Origin of the sequence: Streptomyces sp. NBC_01390, assembly GCF_045040105.1 — a bacterium.
Lineage (GTDB): Bacteria > Actinomycetota > Actinomycetes > Streptomycetales > Streptomycetaceae > Streptomyces.
In genome coordinates, this window is sequence record NZ_CP109551.1 from 4,538,495 (window position 1) to 4,558,080 (window position 19,586).

Annotated in this window: 16 protein-coding genes and 1 pseudogene; 7 read left to right on the forward strand and 10 right to left on the reverse strand. The window is 69.9% G+C overall.

The features are described 5' to 3' along the window. Positions 1–253: 253 nt before the first annotated feature. Positions 254–661, reverse strand: coding sequence for a rodlin (locus OG241_RS20230; protein ID WP_405826328.1), 408 nt, complete (start codon positions 659–661; stop codon positions 254–256). 223 nt (positions 662–884) lie between these two features. On the opposite strand from OG241_RS20230, the gene OG241_RS20235 reads away from it, so the two are divergent. The 3 genes from OG241_RS20235 (at position 885) to OG241_RS20245 (ending at position 3,029) form a co-directional block, all read left to right on the forward strand. After that, positions 885–1,295, forward strand: coding sequence for a rodlin (locus OG241_RS20235; RefSeq protein WP_405816938.1), 411 nt, complete (start codon positions 885–887; stop codon positions 1,293–1,295). 209 nt (positions 1,296–1,504) lie between these two features. Further along, a complete protein-coding gene (locus OG241_RS20240) occupies positions 1,505–2,482 on the forward strand; it encodes an LCP family protein (protein WP_405816939.1) in 978 nt (325 codons plus the stop codon). A 139-nt stretch (positions 2,483–2,621) separates the two neighbouring features. Further along, a complete protein-coding gene (locus OG241_RS20245; protein WP_405816940.1) occupies positions 2,622–3,029 on the forward strand; it encodes a rodlin in 408 nt (135 codons plus the stop codon). A gap of 82 nt (positions 3,030–3,111) precedes the next feature. Here OG241_RS20245 and OG241_RS20250 read toward each other — a convergent pair whose 3' ends face one another. Then, positions 3,112–5,049: an AMP-dependent synthetase/ligase gene (locus OG241_RS20250; protein WP_405816941.1), complete on the reverse strand. Its 1,938-nt coding sequence runs from the start codon at positions 5,047–5,049 to the stop codon at positions 3,112–3,114. 173 nt (positions 5,050–5,222) lie between these two features. Between OG241_RS20250 and OG241_RS20255 the strand changes: the two genes are divergently transcribed. Continuing rightward, complete coding sequence (locus OG241_RS20255) at positions 5,223–5,831, forward strand: chorismate mutase (protein ID WP_405816942.1); 609 nt, start codon at positions 5,223–5,225, stop codon at positions 5,829–5,831. Positions 5,832–5,921: 90 nt separating this feature from the next. Here the strand turns inward: OG241_RS20255 and OG241_RS20260 are convergent, their stop codons facing one another. From OG241_RS20260 to OG241_RS20270, 3 genes are all read right to left on the reverse strand, one after another. Next, complete coding sequence (locus tag OG241_RS20260; protein ID WP_405816943.1) at positions 5,922–7,508, reverse strand: von Willebrand factor type A domain-containing protein; 1,587 nt, start codon at positions 7,506–7,508, stop codon at positions 5,922–5,924. 157 nt (positions 7,509–7,665) lie between these two features. After that, on the reverse strand, positions 7,666–8,565 hold the full coding sequence (locus OG241_RS20265; RefSeq protein WP_405816944.1) for an ABC transporter permease: 900 nt from the start codon (positions 8,563–8,565) through the stop codon (positions 7,666–7,668). Continuing rightward, on the reverse strand, positions 8,562–11,225 hold the full coding sequence (locus OG241_RS20270) for an alpha/beta fold hydrolase (protein ID WP_405816945.1): 2,664 nt from the start codon (positions 11,223–11,225) through the stop codon (positions 8,562–8,564). The genes OG241_RS20265 and OG241_RS20270 overlap by 4 nt, the downstream gene beginning before the upstream one ends. A 218-nt stretch (positions 11,226–11,443) precedes the next feature. Here OG241_RS20270 and OG241_RS20275 point away from each other — a divergent pair, with 218 nt between their 5' ends. Then, positions 11,444–12,220, forward strand: a complete 777-nt coding sequence (locus OG241_RS20275; RefSeq protein ID WP_405816946.1) for a polysaccharide deacetylase family protein — start codon at positions 11,444–11,446, stop codon at positions 12,218–12,220. Positions 12,221–12,319: 99 nt separating this feature from the next. Here the strand turns inward: OG241_RS20275 and mmsA are convergent, their stop codons facing one another. The 5 genes and pseudogenes from mmsA to iolC all read right to left on the reverse strand — a co-directional run bounded on the left by mmsA (position 12,320) and on the right by iolC (position 17,922). Continuing rightward, entirely contained in the window at positions 12,320–13,822 is a 1,503-nt protein-coding gene (gene mmsA, locus OG241_RS20280; RefSeq protein ID WP_405816947.1) for a CoA-acylating methylmalonate-semialdehyde dehydrogenase, read from the reverse strand. Between the two features lie 14 nt (positions 13,823–13,836). Next, positions 13,837–15,741 carry a 3D-(3,5/4)-trihydroxycyclohexane-1,2-dione acylhydrolase (decyclizing) gene (iolD, locus tag OG241_RS20285; protein WP_405816948.1) on the reverse strand — a complete coding sequence of 635 codons (1,905 nt, stop codon included), beginning with the start codon at positions 15,739–15,741 and terminating at the stop codon, positions 13,837–13,839. Between the two features lie 35 nt (positions 15,742–15,776). Next, a pseudogene (locus OG241_RS20290) lies at positions 15,777–15,992 on the reverse strand (5-deoxy-glucuronate isomerase); the annotation flags it as partial. A 41-nt stretch (positions 15,993–16,033) separates the two neighbouring features. Next, on the reverse strand, positions 16,034–16,975 hold the full coding sequence (locus OG241_RS20295; RefSeq protein ID WP_405816949.1) for a deoxyribose-phosphate aldolase: 942 nt from the start codon (positions 16,973–16,975) through the stop codon (positions 16,034–16,036). Next, on the reverse strand, positions 16,972–17,922 hold the full coding sequence (gene iolC / locus OG241_RS20300; RefSeq protein WP_405816950.1) for a 5-dehydro-2-deoxygluconokinase: 951 nt from the start codon (positions 17,920–17,922) through the stop codon (positions 16,972–16,974). The genes OG241_RS20295 and iolC overlap by 4 nt, the downstream gene beginning before the upstream one ends. 162 nt (positions 17,923–18,084) lie before the next feature. On the opposite strand from iolC, the gene OG241_RS20305 reads away from it, so the two are divergent. Next, entirely contained in the window at positions 18,085–19,023 is a 939-nt protein-coding gene (locus OG241_RS20305) for a sugar phosphate isomerase/epimerase family protein (RefSeq protein ID WP_405816951.1), read from the forward strand. 345 nt (positions 19,024–19,368) lie between these two features. Continuing rightward, positions 19,369–19,569, forward strand: coding sequence for an AlpA family transcriptional regulator (locus OG241_RS20310; RefSeq protein WP_055525705.1), 201 nt, complete (start codon positions 19,369–19,371; stop codon positions 19,567–19,569). Positions 19,570–19,586 lie beyond the last annotated feature (17 nt).

Consider the following 19,586-nt stretch of genomic DNA (forward strand, 5'->3'; position numbering starts at 1 on the left):
ATGGACGGCTCGCACCATGACCGGCAGTTGTAAAACGAGAGATAGACAGCCGAAGAAACTACGGAACGTGGTCCCACGGTTAATTCACTCGAACGCCCCGAAGCGCCAGAAAACCCAATGCACACGAATGGCTGAAGAAATGCGGCCAGACAACGAAACGCGGACAGCCCCCACACCGTGTGCGGAGGCTGTCCGAGCTGCGTTTACGAGTGACCGGACGACCGTTGACGACGTGTCAGCCGGTCGCGGCAGGTCAGTTGTTGCCGATGCCGTTGCTGGACAGGACCGGGATGTCGCTGAGGATGTGCGACAGGGGCTCGTCGCCCTTGGCCTGCGTCGAGTTCTCGGCGCACTGCTGGTTCTGCGGCGCGGACAGGATCGGAATGTCCTGAACGGCGATCGGCACCGCGCCGACGATGGAACCGGCGTTGACCTTGACGGGCAGACCGATACAGAGCTTGTTGAGCGTGCCCTGCGCGAGGCTCATCTGAGGGCTCATGTCGCCCTTGGTCAGGGAGTTGCCGAACTTCGAGACCGCCCCGTTCCCGCTGACGGACGTCGTGCCGCCGTCGTCCGCTGTGGCAAGCGCCTGAGGGGCGGCCGCCGCCGAGATTCCGACGACAGATACCGCTACCGCCGCCGCGGCCATTGCCTTCTTCAGCATTTTGCTTTCCTTTCCTGGCAGAGACACATGTTCCTGCTCTCGCATCAACCGGATGTGCGGGGATTGGTTTCGCCTCTTCACCCGATTGGCCCGCTCCAGGCCCCCTCGGGGAACAGCGCTCTCTATGGGCCATCGGAGTGAACCGGAGCAACTATGCGCGCTCAAGGCAGTTGATCAGAGCGCTCCGGTGGACGGGGTTTCTTCCGAAGGGACACAGCAAGTGATCAAGAAGGTTATGGCTGCCGCCGCAGTCGCCGCTTCCGTCATCGGTGCCTCCGCTGCGGTCGCGCCGCAGGCCATGGCGACCGCCAACGACGGTGGCACGACCTCCATCAGCGGCAACGGCGCCACCCAGAAGTACGGCAACTCGGCCACGTACGGCAACATGAGCCCCCAGATGGCGCTCATCCAGGGCTCCCTCAACAAGCCCTGCATCGGCCTGCCCGCCAAGATCAACGCCGGTTCCGTTCTTGGCGCCGTGCCGATCGCCGTCCAGGACATCCCGATCCTGTCGGCCCCGCAGAACCAGCAGTGTGTCGAGAACTCGACGCAGGCCAAGGGTGACGAGCCCCTGTCGCACATCCTCAGCGACATCCCGATCCTGTCCAGCAACGGCCTGGGCAACAACTGACCGGCAGTACCTGTACCACCGGCGACGACTGAGCCGGGCGTACGTCCGGGCTCAATTCGAGCCTTCACCAGCGGGCCGTCGAACTCTCGGCGGCCCGCTGGCCTACGTTGCGTCGGGTGACGACGAGACACGCTTTGTTCCGGTTTGCCCGTCTTTCCCGCCTGTGCGGCGTCGCGCTGCTGTGTGCTGCGACAGCGATCGGCTGTGGCGTGCCCCAGCAGCCACCCCTGAGACCCACGGGTGGCGCCGCCCCCGCCAAGGGAACCGACATCCTGCTGCTGGGCACGGACGGCCGCGGCACCATCACCGAGCAGGAGCGCCGCAAGTTCCACGCGGGCGGCTTCGCCTGCAACTGCGCGGACGTGATGATGCTCGTCCATGTGTCCGCCAAGCGCGACCGCGTCAGCGTGATCAGCCTGCCGCGCGACTCCCTCGCCACGATCCCGGCGTACAAACCCAAGGCGTCGGCGAAACAACGCCCCGCTCATCCCGCGAAGCTCAACGGCGCGTACGCGGAGGGCGGTGCGACGCTCCTGGAGCGGACGGTGGAGGCGGCGACGGGCGTGAGTGTCGAGCAGTATCTGCAGCTCGACTTCCGGCGGTTCATCGACGCCGTCAACCAGGTCGGCGGGGTCGAGGTGTGCACGAAACGGCGCCTCAAGGACTCGAAGACCAAGCTGAACCTGGCGCCGGGACGGCATCTGCTCAAGGGCGGTCAGTCCCTGCAGTACGTCCGCTCGCGGCATGTCGACCAGAGTGCCGACCTGGGGCGGATCCAGCGGCAGCAGCGGTTCCTGGTCGCGGCCCTGCAGCAGCTGACCGCCCGGAAAGTGCTCACCGACCCCGTCCTCATGGGCCGGGTGGCCCGGACGCTGCTCGGTCCGGCCAAGGTCCAGCAGGGTTTCGGGAAGGACGGCGTGAAGGCGCTCGTCACGCTTGCGGCGGCGTTGAGCAAGGTGCCGGCCACCCGGACGGAGTTCGCCACGGTGCCGGTCGCCGGGTTCAACCCGCCGAAGACGGGCATCGGCTCGACTCTGCGCTGGGACGCCACGAAGGCCAAAGCGATGTTCACCAAGGTGCGCGAGGACCGACCGCTGATCGCGGTGGGTACGGATCCCAAGCCCGGCGATCCGCCGGTGTTCGGGAAGGACGTGCCGGTGCGCGGCAATCGGCTGGCGTGCCCATGACGCCCCGTTTCCCTCGTACGGCCGCCTGTACACCTCACTCACTGGGCCAAACGGGGCAATCATCGCAACCCCGCCGGGGGTTGGGCCGTTGACGATCACGCAGCTCCTCACCGGAGTCCGCTTTTCGAAGGGAATGAACATGAAGAAGCTGTGGGCAACCGCGGCCCTCGCCGCCTCCGTCGCCGGTATCTCCGCCGTGGCGGCGCCCCAGGCGCTGGCGACCGCCAACGACGGAGGCACGACCTCCATCAGCGGCAACGGCGCCGAGCAGGAGTTCGGCAACTCGGCCACGTTCGGTGACATGAGCCCGCAGCTCTCGCTCATCCAGGGTTCGCTGAACAAGCCGTGTGTCGGCCTCCCTGCCAAGCTCAACCTCGGTTCCATCGCCGGCGCGGTGCCGATCGCCGTCCAGGACATCCCGATCCTGTCGGCTCCGCAGAACCAGCAGTGTGTCGAGAACTCGACGCAGGCCAAGGGTGACGAGCCGCTGTCGCACATCCTCAGCGACATCCCGATCCTGTCCAGCAACGGCGCCCACAACAACTGAGCCTCCCCGCTCGGTTGCGGCGGCGGGTCACCGGTTCTCCGGTGGCCCGCCGTTCGGCGTTCGGGGCGCTACTGCTTCGGGCTCACTTGCTGTACAGCGCCTCGATCTCGGCCGCGTACGCCTCCCGTACGGCATGACGCTTGACCTTGAGGGACGGGGTGAGCATGCCGTTGTCCTCGGTGAACTCGCCCTCGACCAGGGTGAAGGCGCGGATCGACTCGGCCCGGGAGACCGCCGCGTTGGCGTGGTCCACGGCCCGCTGGACGTCGGCGCGCATCCGGTGGTCGCGGATCACCTCTGCCATCGGTGTGTCGGCGGGCAGCCCCCGGACCGACAGCCAGTGGGCGACGGAATCGGGGGCGAGGGTGATCAGGGCGGCGACGAAGGGACGGTTGTCGCCGACGACCATGCACTGGGCGACCGGCGCACGGCTGCGCAGCCGGTCCTCCAGGACGGCCGGGGCGACGTTCTTGCCGCCGGAGGTGACGATGATGTCCTTCTTGCGGCCGGTGATGGTGAGGTAGCCGTCGTCGTCGAGGGCGCCGAGGTCGCCGGTGGCGAACCAGCCGTCGCTCAGTACCGCGTCCGTCGCCGCCGGGTTGTTCCAGTAGGCCTCGAAGACGACCGCGCCCTTGAGGAGAACCTCGCCGTCGTCGGCGATCCGGACCGCGGTGCCGGGGACGGGTTGGCCGACCGTGCCGGGGCGGGGTGCCAGGGGCGGCACGAGGGTGGCGGCGGAGGTCGTCTCCGTCAGACCGTAGCCCTCGTAGACGATGATTCCGGCGGCGTAGAAGAAGAGGCTGAGGTCGCGGTCGAGCGGGGAGCCTCCGCTGATGGCGTAGTGCATGCGCCCGCCCAGTTCGTTGCGGATCCGGCGGTACACGAGCAGGTCGTACAGGGCCCAGGCTGCGTAGAGGCCGAGGCCCGGGCCCTTGGCGCTACCGGTTCCGGTTCCGAGGAACTTCTCCAGGTACGCCTCGGCGAAGCGGACGCCTATGCGGTGGGCTCGGTCGAAGGAGGCGGCGCGGCCCATCTTCTCGGCGGTCGCGCGGCCGGTGGCGTGGATCCGCTCGAAGAGGTACGGGACCCCGACCAGGAACGTCGGTCTGAACTCCCGCAGCATCGGGCGGAGTTCGTCGGGCTTGATGCTCGGGAAGTGGCCGATCTCGATACGGGCCATCAGACAGCCGATCTGAAGGGCCCGGCCCATGATGTGGGCGAGGGGGAGGAAGAGGAGGGTCGAGGCGGTCTGGCCGGTGACCTCTTTGAAGATCGGGTGCAGCAGCTCGACGACGTTGGCGGCCTCGGCGTGCAGGTTCGCGTGGGTGAGGACGCAACCCTTGGGTTGTCCGGTGGTGCCGGAGGTGTAGCAGATCGTCGCGGTGGTGTCGGGGGTCAGGGCGGTGCGTCGCTTGGTCACCTCCTCGTCCGACACCTCCCGGCCCAGGGTGGTGAGTTCGGTCATCGCGCCCTCGTCCAGGGTGAGGACTCGCGGGGGTTCGGGGTGGGTGGCCGTGCCGGTGGTGACGGTGGCCGTGTTGTCCGGCGTTTCCGTGACGACCAGACGGGCTCCCGAGTCCCTTACGATCCAGTCCACTTGGGCTGCGGACGAGGTGGCGTAGACGGGGACGGTCTGGCCGCCCGCCGCCCAGATCGCGAAGTCCAGGACCGTCCACTCGTAGCGGGTACGGGACATCACCGCGACCCGGCCGCCCGGTTCGAGGCCGGCCGCTATCAACCCCTTGGCTGTGGCGGTGACTTCGGCTGCGAAGGCGGCGGCAGTGATCGGGCGCCAGGTGCCGTCGTCCGTACGGCGGCGCAGGATCACCGCGTCGGGGGCTTCGGCCGCGTTGGTGTAGGGCAGGTCGGCGGTGCTGCCCGTGGTGGGGATCGCCACGACGGGCGCGGCGCGGGCCTCGCGGACGGCGCCGCTCTTCTCGTCGCGGATCAGCTCGATCCGGTGGCGAGCCGCCAGATCGGTGCGTCGCTTCGCCCGCTTCAGATCCCTGCGTACGCCCATGACACTCGCTCCCGGTGACTGGTCCCGCTTCTGATTCCGAGTCAAATTACCGATGCGTAGGGAAAGTTCAATGGGTCGCGCGCAAGTAGATCATCCGGGGCGGATATTTTGCTGACCGGCGCGGGGCTTCGGTCCGGCGTCGGTTTGGCCTCCCCCCACCGAAAGGAACCCTCGTGCGGTCCGTTCTTCTCGCCGTGTGCGCGTCGGCCGTCCTCGCCGTATCCGGCGCGGCGCCTGCCGTGGCTCACTCGTCAACTCCGGTACGAGTGAGCAGTGTCGCCCTCTCCCCCTCCCCTGCCCCGTCGTCTCTGTCCTCTCTGACCGATCTGTTCGCCGAGCGGCTGCTGGTCGCCGACAAGGTCGCCGCCGCCAAGTACGGCACCGACAAGCCGATCGACGACCCGGTGCGTGAGCAGCAGATCCTGGACGATGTCTCGGCGCGGGCCGTCGGGCTCGGTCTCGACCCGGCGGCGGTGGCTGCCGTGTTCCGGGACCAGATCGAGGCGAACAAGGTGGTCCAGCGTGGGCTGTACGCCCGTTGGGACGCGCATCCCGAGCTGCGGCCGACCGAGCGGCCTGATCTGGTGAAGGAGGTGCGGCCGATCCTGGATCGGATCACCACCGAGTTGCTGGACGCGTTGAAGGAGACGCAGGGGGTTCGGGCGGGGTACGGGTGTGAGCCTCGGCTTTGGCTTGCTGCGGGGCGCTCCGCTTGGGGGTACCGGTTGGACGGGTTGCACTTGGAGGGGCTGGGGCGGGCTGTTACGTCTGTGTGCGGATAGCTTCCCTGGTTCCGTGGGTTGTTGGCCGCGGGGCCGTGGGGCTGGGCGCGCAGTTCCCCGCGCCCCTAAAAGGGGCGTCCCTCGCACCGTTCAGTCCTGATAGCGGCGTGCCTGGTTTATCGCCTCGGCCAGTTGGTGGACCGCCTTGTCTTCGGTCGTGTCCGCCAACTTGTCGGCTCGCTCGGCGAGTTCACCCAGGGTGGGGGCGCCGGGCAGGGTGGTCCAGTCGTCGTCGCCCTTGCGTAGGGCGTCGGCGAAGTAGGCGGCGACGGCGGTTACCTGGAGGCGGGACGGGGCGTCCCAGAGGGCCTCGTTCAGCGAGCCCGACTCCAACTGGCCCGATTCCTCGTGGGGTTCGCGGGTCTCGGGGTCGAGCCAGCGGACCGTGGCCGTGGCCAGATGGCCCGAGGCGGACTGCTTGGTGCGGACCGCGTAGAGAGCGGTGACCGTGTGGCCGGGGCCCACCTCTCCCCCGTCCACCCGGTCGTCGCGGAAGTCGTCGTCGGCGACGCGGCGGTTGTCGTAGCCGATCAGGCGGAACTCGGCGACCGTCTCCGGGTCGAAGGCGACCTGGGCCTTGGCGTCGCGGGCCGTGAGGTCGACGTTGCGCGGGAGCTGCTCGCAGAACACCTTGCGGGCGTCGCTCTCGTTCGAGACGTAGGTGGTGTTGCCGTCGCCCTTGTCGGCGAGTTGTTCCATCAGGGCGTCGCCGTAGTCGCTGCCGACACCGACGCCGAAGAGGGTGATGCCGTGTTCGCGGCGGGCGTCGGAGATGCGGTCGAGGATGGAGTCGGCTTCGGTGTCGCCCGTGTTGGCCAGGGCGTCCGAGACGAGCACGACCCGGTTGGTGGCGCCCTCGCGCAGGCCCTTCACGGCGGTGGCGTAGCCGGTGCGTACGCCTGCGCCGAGGTTGGTCGAGTCGGTCGGTTCCAGTTCGTCGATCGCGTCGTGGACGCGGTCTCTGTGGTCGTCGAGGCGGGTCATCGGCAGGACGGTCTCGGCCTCGTCGCTGAAGGTGACGATCGCCACCGAGTCGTCGTCGCGCAGCCGGTCCGTCATCACGCCGAGGGAGTCCTTGGCGAGGTCGAGACGGCCGGGCTCGGCCATGGAACCGGAGATGTCGATGACGAAGGTGAGGGCGGCCGGCGGGCGTTCGCCGTCCTGCTCGGCGGTGCGGGTGGCGAGGCCCACGCGGACCAGGGACCAGTCCTCGCGGTCGGTGCGGGCGCCGTCGACGGTGACCGAGAAGCCGTTGCCGTCGGGGCGTTCGTAGTCCTGGCGGAAGCTGTTGACGAACTCCTCGGGCCGGACCGTGGACGGGTCGGGGAGGTGTCCGTCGGCGAGGGTGCGGCGGGCGTAGCCGTACGAGGCGGTGTCGACGTCGAGGGCGAAGGTGGAGAGGTAGTCGGGGGGCGGGGCGAAGTCGCCTTCGGTGTCTCCCTGTTCGCCCTCGCTGTCCGTTCGGCCGTCCTGCTGTTCGCCGGAGCCGTTGCTCTGGGCGGGTGCGGGTGCGTAACCCGAGCCGCCGCCGGAGTTCTGCCGGCTGTCCGCCTTGCTGCTCTGGCCGCTGTCACCGGCGTCACCGCTGCAGCCGGTGAGCAGCAGACCGCTCGCGGCCGTCAGCGCGATCAGCGTGCCGCGCAGGCGTCGTGCTCGGTGGATCCGGGTCCGCTTCATCTGCCGTGTCCCCTCCGTCCGTTGACGCCGGACGACGTCAACTTCTGTGACTGTGACGGCGGAGGGGGCCGGAATGTGCGGTACGGGGTGTTGCGGATGGATCTCGAAGTGGCCACGAGGGGCGGCTGTCGAGACCGGTAGGTGATCCTCCGGTGACCTAGGAGACGACGTCCTTGCGGGCGAAACCCCGGAAGGCCAGGGCGAACAGGACGAGGGCGTACGTTATCGAGACGGCCGTCCCCTGGATCATGCCGCCCCACTCCGGGCGGGGCTGGATGGCGTCGGCCCACGCGAACTGCCAGTGCGCCGGCAGGAAGTCGCGCCAGTCGCCTAGGGCCGTCACGGCGTCCAGGACGTTGCCGACGATGGTCAGGCCGACGGCGCCGCCGACCGCTCCCAGCGGGGCGTCCGTCCTCGTCGACAGCCAGAACGCCAGTCCCGCGGTGACCAGTTGGGACACGAAGAGGTATCCCACGACGACCAGCAGGCGCTGGGCCGCCGTGCCCGCGGCGAGCGAGCCGCCGGTGGGGATCTCCAGTGGGCCCCAGCCGTAGGCCGCCGTGCCGACCACGAGGGCCACGACCGGCAACAGCAGCATCGCGCCGAGGCTCATGCCGAGGGCGACGGAGAGCTTGGACCACAGGAGGCGGGCGCGTGGCACGGGGGCCGCGAGCAGATAGCGCAGGGAGGACCAGCTGGCCTCCGAGGCGACCGTGTCCCCGCAGAACAGGGCGACGGGGATGACGAGCAGGAAGCCCGCGGAGACGAAGAGGTTGACGGCGACGAAGTTGGCGCCGGACGCGGTGGCCGTGTCCATCAGGGTGACCTGGCCGTTGCGCCCGCCGGGCTCGCCGCCGATCGCGAACGCGATGACGAGGATGAACGGCAGCGCGGCGAGGATGCCGCCCATGACAAGCGTGCGGCGGCGCTTGAGCTGGCGGACCAGCTCGACGCGCAGGGGCAGTGTCCGCCGGGCGCGGTACCCGTCGGCCGTCTCCGCCCGCTCCACGAGCGTGCTCGTCGTGTTGGACGTACTGGTCGTGTTCGTCGTGGTCATGCGGAACCTCCGATCAGGGTGAGGAAGGCGTCTTCGAGGCGGCGGTGGGGGCCCACCGACTCCACGGGCACTTCGAGGCGGACGAGTTCGACGACGAGGCGTTGGGCGCTGCCGTCTTCGGGGGCGAGGCGGACCAGGAGGCCGTCGTCGGTGCGTACGGCGGAGACGATGCCCGGCAGGGCGGCCACCTTCTCGACGACCGGCTCCTCCACGGGGGTCGTGGTGCCGACGAGCAGGGTGTCGCCGGAGCCGATGATCTCGCTGACCGGGCCCGCCTGGACCAGCTTGCCGCGGTCCATGACGACGAGGTGGGTGCAGGACTGCTCGACCTCCGCCAGGAGGTGGCTGGAGACGATGACCGTGCGGCCGGCCTCCGCGTACCGGATCATGACCCCGCGCATCTCGCGGATCTGGGGCGGGTCGAGGCCGTTGGTGGGTTCGTCGAGGATGAGGAGGTCGGGCAGGCCGAGCATGGCCTGGGCGATGGCCAGGCGCTGGCGCATGCCCTGGGAGTACGTGCGCACCGCGCGCGCGAGTGCGTCGCCGAGGCCCGCGATCTCCAGGGCCTCCTCCATGTGGGCGTCCTCGGCCGGGCGGCCCGTCGCCTGCCAGTACAGCTCCAGGTTCTCGCGGCCGGAGAGGTGCGGGAGGAAGCCCGAGCCCTCGACGAAGGCGCCGACACGGGAGAGGACTGGGGCGCCGGGGCGGATGGCGTGCCCGAAGACGCGGATCTCGCCGGCGTCCGGCTTGATGAGGCCCATCAGCATGCGCAGGGTGGTCGTCTTGCCGGCGCCGTTGGGGCCGAGGAGTCCGAGGACCTGGCCCTTCTCGACGCGGAAGGACACGTCCCGGACGGCATACCGGTCGGACGACTTCGCGTACCGCTTGCTCAGGTCGGTGATCTGGAGCGGGACTTCGGCCAGTTCGGGGTCCGGGGCGGACGGTGCCGTACGGCGGCGGCCGGACAGCAGCAGGGCCAGGGCGATCGCGGCGCCCGCGAGGGGCAGCCACCACACCCAGGCGGGCAGTCCGGCCGAGGCCGTGGTGACGCCGGGGGCGGTGGGGACCTTGAGGTCGCTGCCGACGGAGACGGTGTATGTGGCCGGGGCGGCCGGGGAGGCGTACCCGAGGTCCGTGGAGGCGAGGACCAGGCGGAGGCGGTGGCCCTGTTCGACCTCGTGGTCGATGGCCGGGAGGGTGATCGTGACGTCCTTGCCCGCCTTGGCGCCGTCGACCCTGAGGGGGGTGACGAGCTGGCCGGGCAGCACCTGCTGCCTGCCGTTCTCGGAGACGTCGTACACCTTGGCGAAGAGGACGGCGTCCTCGGTGGTCGACTTCACGTGGACGGTGACCGTGGGGGAACCGGTGATCCGTACGTCGTCGGCGACCGGCGCGGAATCGAAGTGCGCGTTCTGGCCCGGGAAGTCGAGTGAGACGCCGACTCCGAGGGAGGAGAGCTGGGAGAGGCCGCCCGCCGCGCCGAGGCCGGGCAGGGCGGAGACGGCGGGCGGGGCGGCGCCGGCCGGGTTGTCGAACGACTGTTCCTTGCCGGTGAGGGGGAACGCGCGCTGCCCGCTCTCCAGGCCCGGGTAGGTGTTCGAGGTGGCGCCGCGCAGGGTCGCCGCACCGTCGGTGGAGTCGATGCCGCCGGTGCGGGTGACGCGGAAGGCGGGGCCGGTGTCGGTGGCCTTGTCGCCCTTCAGGTAGCGGTCGAACCAGGAGGTGACCCGGGACTCGACGCGGCTGGTCTCCATGTCGCCGCCGTCGTGGCCGCCCGCGATCCAGTCGACGTCCACGGGGGCGCCGTTGGCGCGGATCGCCTTCGCGGCGGCGTCGGCCTGGCCGAGCGGGAAGAGGGAGTCCGTCTGGCCCTGGATCAGCAGGGTGGGCACCTTGATGCGGTCGCCGACGGCGGACGGCGACCGTTCGGTGAGGAGGTCGGTGGCCGCCGTGTCCGGCTCGCCGGCCTCGGCGACCCGGTCGTACATCCGGCACAGCGTGGCCTCGAACTTGTCGCAGCCGCCGCCACTGTTGATGAAGATGCCGGCCCACTGCTTCTTGAAGACGCCATTGGGGAAGAGGGCGTCCGCGAGGTTCCAGTAGGTGATCGCGGGCGCGATGGCGTCGACCCGGTCGTCGTACCCGGCGGCGAGGAGGGCGATCGCGCCGCCGTAGGAACCGCCGGCCATGCCCACGCGCGGGTCGCCGCTCTTGTCGAGCTGGACCTCGGGGCGCGTGGCGAGCCAGTCGAAGAGTTTCGAGACGTCGGCGACCTCGGCCTTCGGGTCGTTCAGCCCGATCTTGCCGGTCGATCTGCCGAAGCCACGGGCGGACCAGGTCAGCACCGCGTACCCGTCGCGGGCGAGGTCCTGGGCCTGGGACCGTACGTCGTCCTTGCTGCCGCCGAAGCCGTGGCCGAGGAGGACGGCGGGGCGGCGGGACGTGTCCGACCCCGCTGTGAAGAACGAGGTGTCGATCCGCACCCCGCCTCCGACGTCCATGACCCGGTCGGCGCGGTGCACCGCGGGCGCGTCGTCAGAGGCGACGGCCGTCCACGTACCGGCGCCGGCGAGCACGACTACGACGGCGGCCACGCCGGCGATCAGCCGTCGTGGCCGCCGGGGCCGCGCTCCCCGCAGTCCGGGCATTCGAAGATCCATACGTCAACGGTACGGGCCGCCACTGACATCCGGGGCAGCCAGCGGTCGGAACCTCCCGCCATCCCGCAGGCGTACGGCACGGGGTGGGCGTACTCCAGCCGTGGTACGAACGGGCCCCCGGAGATCCGGGCAGGGGCGAGCGGGTGGCACTCACGTGTGGCAGCTCACAATCGAGGCGGCCAGGCAACTCCCCGGCGTCAACGGTCCTCTCCCTGGGCGTGAATTTCCTGAAGAGACGGCTTCGCCTGCTCATACCCCTGACCGTGGCCGTGGTGGCGGCTGTGACCGTGACCGTCGTCATGGTCATCCAGGCGTACAGGTTGGAGACCCTGTCCCCGCGCGCGGAACGCGACCGGGCCGCGTCGGAGGCAGGCGTACCGTCTGGGCAGGTGGACTGCCAGAAGGCCAAGTGCATCGCGCTCACCTTCGACGGCAACCCGGGTGAACCCACCGACCGGCTGTTGGACCTCCTGAAGGAGTACAAGGCGCCCTCGACGTTCTTCCTCGAGGGCCGGCGCATCCACAAGTTCCCGGAGGTGGTGCGGCGGATCGCCACGGACGGCCATGAGATCGGGAACCACACCTGGACGCACCCCGTGCTGAAGGATGTCTCCGACGCGCGGATCCGAGCCGAGCTGGAACGCACGGGACGAGCGATCACCGCGCTCACCGGCAGTGAGCCGACGCTGATGCGTCCGCCCGGGGGCGCCACCGACGACCGCGTGTCCAAGGTCGCCAAGGAGCTGGGCCTGGCGCAGGTTCTGTGGACCGTGACCGCGAAGGACTACGCGACGGACGACTCCGCGCTGATCACCAAGCGCATCCTCGATGGCGCCGGCCGCGACGGAATCATCCTGCTCCACCCGCTGCACAAGGGCACCGTGCCCGCCATGCCCGCCATCCTGAAGTCGCTCAGCCAGCAGGGTTACACGTTCGTGACCGTCAGCCAGCTCCTCGCTCCGGCGAAGGCCGAACCCGGCAAGATCTACCGGTGACCGCCTGACACGAATACGAATACGAACAAGAACACGAACCGGAACGCGTATGCCCGCCCACCTGAAAAGTCCAGGTCAGCGGGCACAGTTGCGGATTGCTCAGTGGTTGCGCGGGAACCCGAGGTCCACGCCCGACGGGCCGTCGGCCGGGTCCGGCCAGCGGGTCGTGACGACCTTGCCGCGGGTGTAGAAGTGGGTGCCGTCGTTGCCGTAGATGTGGTGGTCCCCGAAGAGGGAGTCCTTCCAGCCGCCGAACGAGTGGTAGCCCACCGGGACGGGGATCGGGACGTTGACGCCGACCATGCCGGCCTCGACCTCCAGCTGGAAGCGGCGGGCCGCGCCGCCGTCCCGGGTGAAGATCGCGGTGCCGTTGCCGAAGGGGGAGGCGTTGATCAGCGCCAGGCCCTCCTCGTACGTGTCGACGCGCAGGACCGTCAGGACCGGGCCGAAGATCTCGTCCTGGTAGGCCTTCGCCGTCGTCGGCACCTTGTCGAGGAGGGAGATGCCGATCCAGTGGCCGTCCTCGAAGCCGTCGACCGTGAAGCCACTGCCGTCGAGGACGACCTCCGCACCCTCGGCCGCCGCGCCCGTGACGTACGAGGCCACCTTGTCGCGGTGGACCTTCGTGATGAGCGGGCCCATCTCGGAGGTGGGGTCGTTGCCGGGGCCGATCTTGATCTTCTCGGCGCGCTCGCGGATCTTGTCCACCAGCTCGTCGCCGATCGCGCCGACCGCGACGACCGCCGAGATCGCCATACAGCGCTCGCCCGCCGAGCCGTACGCGGCGGAGACGGCGGCGTCGGCCGCCGCGTCCAGGTCCGCGTCCGGGAGGACCAGCATGTGGTTCTTGGCGCCGCCCAGGGCCTGGACGCGCTTGCCGTTCGCCGAGGCCGTGGTGTGGATGTAGCGGGCGATGGGAGTCGAACCGACGAACGACACCGCCTTGACGTCCGGGTGCTCCAGGAGGCGGTCGACCGCCACCTTGTCGCCGTGGACGACGTTGAAGACACCGTCGGGCAGGCCGGCCTCGGCCAGCAGTTCGGCGATCTTCATGGCCGCCGACGGGTCCTTCTCGGACGGCTTCAGCACGAAGGTGTTGCCGCACGCGATGGCGATCGGGAACATCCACATCGGCACCATGGCCGGGAAGTTGAACGGCGTGATGCCGGCGACGACGCCCAGCGGCTGGCGGATCGACGAGACGTCGACACGGCTCGCCACCTCCGTCGACAGCTCGCCCTTCAGCTGCACGGTGATACCGCACGCGAGTTCGACGATCTCCAGGCCGCGGGCGACCTCACCGAGCGCGTCGGAGTGGACCTTGCCGTGCTCCGCCGTGATCAGCTCGGCGATCGCGTCGCGGTTGGCGTCCAGCAGCGCGCGGAACTTGAAGAGGATGGTGCTCCTCTTGGCGAGCGACGCCTTGCCCCAGGTCGCGTACGCGTCCTTGGCCGCGGCGACCGCGGCGTCGACCTCGTCGACGGTCGCGAAGGCGACGTTCGTGGTGACCGCGCCGGTCGCGGGGTCGGTGACCGGCCCGTACGTGCCCGACGCGCCTTCGACGGTCTTGCCGCCGATCCAGTGGTTGACGATCTTCGTCATGCCCAGGTTCTCCTTCACAGATGGCGGCGTCGGGTAGAGACGTGCCGTTCGTACAGCTCACGTGCCTTGACCGCTGACGGGCGGGTCGCGGTCTCGGCCACAGGAACATCCCACCAGGCCTGCGCCGGGGGCGCGCCCGACACTGTGTCTGTCGTTTGGGTCTCGACGTAGACACAAGTGGGAGTGTCGGCGGCACGAGCCTCGGCGAGCGCCGCCCGCAGCTCCCGTACCGTCTTCGCGCGCAGGACGCGCATGCCCAGGCTCGCCACGTTGGCGGCCAGGTCCACGGGCAGGGGGGCGCCCGTGTAGGTTCCGTCGTCCGCCTGGTAGCGGTAGGCGGTGCCGAAGCGCTCGCCGCCCACCGACTCCGACAGACCGCCGATGGACGCGTAGCCGTGGTTCTGGATCAGGAGGAGCTTGATGGCGATCCCCTCCTGTACGGCTGTCACGATCTCCGTCGGCATCATCAGGTACGTGCCGTCGCCCACCAGCGCCCATACGGGACGCTCGGGCGCCGCCAGTTTCACACCGATCGCGGCCGGTATCTCGTATCCCATGCAGGAATAGCCGTATTCGAGGTGGTACTGGTCCTGCGACCGCGCGCGCCAGAGTTTGTGCAGGTCGCCGGGGAGCGAGCCGGCCGCGTTGATGAGGACGTCCGACTCGTCGGCGATCTCGTCCAGCGCGCCCAGTACCTGCGGCTGCGTCGGGCGTACGTCCGGTTCGTCGGCCTCGTAGGCGGCGTCGACGCGCTGTTCCCAGCGTTCCTTGTCCTCGGTGTACTCGCGGGCGTACTCGTCCGTGACCCCGTGCTCGTGGAGCGCCAGTGCCTCCGTCAGCTGTTCCAGGGCGCTGCGGGCGTCCGCGATCAGCGGGGTGGCGGACAGCTTGTGGCCGTCGTACGGGGCGATGTTGAGGTTCAGGAAGCGGACGTCCGGCGACGCGAAGAGGGTGTGCGAGGCCGTGGTGAAGTCCGTGTAACGGGTGCCGACGCCTATCACCAGGTCTGCCAGGCGCGCGAGTTCGTCCGCCGTCGCCGTTCCGGTGTGGCCGACGCCGCCCACGTCCTGGGGGTGGTCGTGGCGCAGGGAGCCCTTGCCGGCCTGGGTGGAGGCGACGGGGATGCGGGTCGCCGAGGCGAACTCCGCCAGCGCCTCCTCCGCACGGCTGTGGTGGACTCCGCCGCCCGCGACGATCAGGGGACGGCGGGCGGTACGGATCAGCCGTACCGCCTCCGTCAGTTCGTCGGGGTCGGCCACCGGGCGGCGTACGTGCCACACGCGGTCGGCGAAGAACTCGTCGGGCCAGTCGTACGCCTCGGCCTGAACGTCCTGCGGGAGAGCGAGAGTTACGGCACCCGTCTCGACGGGGTCGGTGAGGACCCGCATCGCGTGCAGCGCCGCCGGGATCAGCGCCTCGGGGCGCGTGACGCGGTCGAAGTACCTGGACACCGGGCGCAGACAGTCGTTGACCGACACGTCACCGGCGTACGGGACTTCGAGCTGCTGGAGGACCGGGTCCGCCGGGCGGGTCGCGAAGGTGTCGCCGGGGAGGAGCAGTACCGGGAGGTGGTTGATCGTGGCCAGCGCGGCGCCGGTGACGAGGTTGGTGGCGCCCGGGCCGATAGACGTCGTCACGGCGTGCGCGGAGAGCCGGTTGGACTGACGGGCATAACCAACTGCCGCGTGCACCATGGACTGTTCGTTGCGACCCTGGTGGAACGGCATGTCGTCGGCGTACTCGACGAGCGCCTGGCCCAGGCCGGCGACGTTCCCGTGGCCGAAGATGCCCCAGGTGGCCTCGATCAGCCGGCGGCGGACGCCGTCCCGCTCGGTGTACTGGGCGGCCAGGAAGCGGACGAGCGCCTGCGCGACCGTGAGCCTCGTCGTGGAGCCGGGTGCGGTGGTGGGCGGGGTCATCGGTGCTCCCCCGTGGTGTGCGGGTGTGCCAAGTGGACCTCCGGCGCGGGGCCGTAGCGAGCGGGGAGTCGTCGCCCACACTTCGCTCCTGCCAGGGCGAAGCGGCCTCCCGCGCCGGAGGCGATCAGTGCCCGGGCGGCCCGGGGTGCGTGCGCGCGGTCGGCGACCGACGCGAACACCCTTTCCCCGCCCAGGAGTTGGATCTTGTCGTGCGTAGCGGTGCCGTACTCCGCCCGCACGGTACAGCTGCCGTACCCCTCGGTCGTCTCTGTCATCCCGGTCATCGCACGCCTCACAGCAGCCCGACGGCGGTGTCCACGGCGGCGGACACATCGCCGTCCGCCGGGTACAGCAGCGAGCGGCCGACCACGAGGCCCTGGACGGTGGGGAGTTGGAGCGCGCCGCGCCACTTCTCGTACGCGCCGTCCTGGTCGTCGCCGACCTCGCCGCCGAGCAGTACGGCGGGCAGGGTGGAGGTCTGCATGACCTCGGCCATGTCGTCCGGGTTCTCGGTGACGGGCACCTTGAGCCAGGTGTACGCCGAACTGCCGCCCAGGCCGGACGCGATGGCGATGGACTTGGTGACGGCCTCGGCGGAGAGGTCGTTGCGGAGCTTGCCGTCGGGGCCGCGCCTGCTGATGAACGGCTCGACGAAGAGCGGGAGTTTCCGCTCGGCCATCGCGTCGATGGCGTGGGCCGTGGACTCCAGGGTGGTGAGGGAGCCCGGGTCGTCGTAGTCGATGCGTACGAGCAGCTTGCCGGCGTCGAAGCCGAAGCGGGCCATGTCCTCGGGGCGGTGGCCGGTGAAGCGGTCGTCGAGTTCGAAGGTGGCGCCGGAGAGGCCGCCGCGGTTCATCGACCCCATGACGACCTTGCCGTCCAGGGCGCCGAGCAGGAGCAGGTCGTCCAGGATGTCGGCGGTCGCGAGGACGCCGTCGACACCGGGACGGGAGAGGGCGAGGCACAGCCGTTCGAGCAGGTCGGCCCGGTTGGCCATGGCCAGCTTGCGGTTGCCGACGCCGAGGGCGCCCCGGGCGGGGTGGTCGGCGGCGACGATCATCAGCCGGCCGGAGTCCCCGAGGAGGGGCCGCCGGGTACGGCGGGCGGCGGCTTCCGCGACCGCCTCGGGGTGCCGCGCGCGGGTGGCGGCGAGGGCGGAGATGTCGACGGGGGCGAGGGGGGCGACGGGTCTGGCGGCGTCGCCGGTCAGGGCGGCGGAGGTCACAGAGGTCATCGCACCGCTCCTGCCGCGAGTGCCGCCTCGACCTCGGCCGGGGTGGGCATCGCCGACGAGCACTCCAGGCGGGAGGCGACGATCGCGCCGGCCGCGTTGGCGTGCCGCATGATGCGCTCCAGGTCCCAGCCTTCGAGGAGGCCGTGGCAGAGGGAGCCGCCGAAGGCGTCACCGGCGCCGAGGCCGTTGAGGACGTTCACGGGGAGCGGGGGCACCTCGGCCGTCTCGCCCTTGCTGTTGACGGCGAGGACGCCCTTCGGGCCCTGCTTGACGACCGCCAGTTCGACTCCGGCGTCCAGAAGGGCGCGGGCGGCGGCGTGCGGCTCGCGTACGCCGGTCGCCACCTCCACCTCGTCGAGGTTGCCGACGGCGACGGTGGTGTGGCGCAGGGCCTCGGTGTAGAAGGGGCGCGCCGACGCGGGGTCCTTCCAGAACATGGGGCGCCAGTCGAGGTCGAAGACCGTCGTACCGGACTTGGCGCGGTGGGCGAGGGCGGCCAGAGTCGCCGTGCGGCTCGGCTCCTCGCTCAGGCCGGTGCCCGTGATCCAGAAGATGCCCGCCTCGCGGACCGCGCCCAGGTCCAGCTCGTGGGCGTCGATCTCAAGATCCGGCGCCTTGGGCTGCCGGTAGAAGTACAGCGGGAAGTCGTCCGGCGGGAACACCTCGCAGAAGGTGACCGGGGTGTTGAGGCCGGGCACCGAGGTGACCCAGCGGTCGTCGACGCCGAAGTCGCGCAGGGCGTCGTGCAGATAGCGCCCGAAGGCGTCGTCGCCGGTCCGCGTGATCACCGCGGTGCTGTGCCCGAGGCGGGACGCGGCGACCGCGACGTTGGTCGCCGAGCCGCCGAGGAACTTTCCGAAGGTGGTCACCTGGGCGAGTGGCACACCGGTCTGCAGTGGATAGAGGTCCACTCCGATCCGCCCCATGGTGATCAGGTCGTACGCCATCGAGTTCCCTTCGCTTTTCTTCGGCTCACGCGGCTCGCACGACGACTCGCACAGCGGCTCGCCCTCAGGTCTAGCCCGCCTCACGGAGCCCTGTCAATAGTTTGTCCGGACATTCGGACCAGACCTTGACACGCGTCCCGGCGTGAGCTGAAGCTGACGCTCATGACTACGTCGTCCCCTTCCTCCGCTTCCTCCCAGTCAGGGTCCCCGCTGTCACGCATCCGAGTCGGGTCGGCGCCCGACTCCTGGGGCGTGTGGTTCCCGGACGACCCCAAGCAGGTTCCCTGGCAGCGCTTCCTCGACGAGGTCTCGCAGTCGGGCTACGAGTGGATCGAGCTGGGCCCCTACGGGTACCTGCCGACCGACCCGGCCGTCCTCACCGAGGAGACCACCAAGCGCGGCCTGAAGGTGTCCGCGGGCACCGTCTTCACCGGGCTTCACCACGGCGAATCCGTCTGGGAGAAGACCTGGGCGCATGTCGCGGACAACGCGGTGCTGGCCCAGGCCATGGGCGCGTCCCATCTGGTGGTCATCCCGTCCTTCTGGCGGGACGACAAGACCGGTGTGGTGCTGGAGTCCGACACCCTGACGCCCGAGCAGTGGCGCAACCTGACCACACTGACCGAGCGCCTCGGCCACGAGGTGCGGGAGCGGTACGGCCTCCAGATCGTCGTCCACCCGCACGCCGACACGCACATCGACAGCGAGGTGAACGTCACACGCTTCCTCGACGGCACCGACTCCTCGCTCGTCTCGCTCTGCCTGGACACGGGCCACTACGCCTACTGCGGCGGTGACAGCGTCAAGCTGATCGAGACCTACGGCGAGCGGATCGGCTACCTGCACCTCAAGCAGGTCGACCCCGAGATCCTGGCGGACGTCAAGGCGAACGAGGTTCCGTTCGGCCCGGCGGTGGCACGCGGTGTCATGTGCGAACCCCCGGCCGGTGTACCGGAGTTGGGGCCGGTCCTGGCCGCCGCCCAGAAGCTGGACGTGGATCTGTTCGCGATCGTCGAGCAGGACATGTACCCGTGCGAGCCGGACAAGCCGCTGCCGATCGCGCAGCGGACCCGGGCGTTCCTCCGCTCCTGCGGGGCGTAGCTCCGCCGGCTGAGCGGTTGTTCTGCCCGCGGCCCGGTGGGGGCTTGTCGCGCCGTTCCCCGCGCCCCTGGGGGGCGCCGCCTATCGGCGTGCGCCCCTCAGGGCAAGTTGCCACTCCGATGTGCGGGCGTACGCCTCTGCGTCACTTGTGTCACAAAAGCCACCTTTCTGTCACGCATGTCGAACGTACGCGGGTTCTGCGTCACACCGTGTCAACAGACACCGACCCAGGGTCACAGAGGTCGTTCAACGGGCAATGGCTTTGTGATCGCCAAGCGCAGCGTCCGGCTCCCCCGACGGCCCACCCTGGCCGGCCCCGTGGCGCACGCGCAGGGAGGTGCACCGATGACCGACCGACGGCTCTGGTCGTACAAAGAGATCGCCGCACACATCCGTGTCCAGCCGGACACCGTGCGGTCGTACCGCAAACACGGTCTGCTGCCCGCGCCCGACCACGTGGAGAGCGGTAAGCCCTACTGGTACGCCGACACCGTACGAGCGTGGGTCGCGGCCCGACCGGGCAACCGCGGCCGGAGAGACGACTAGCGACGCCCGACCAGATA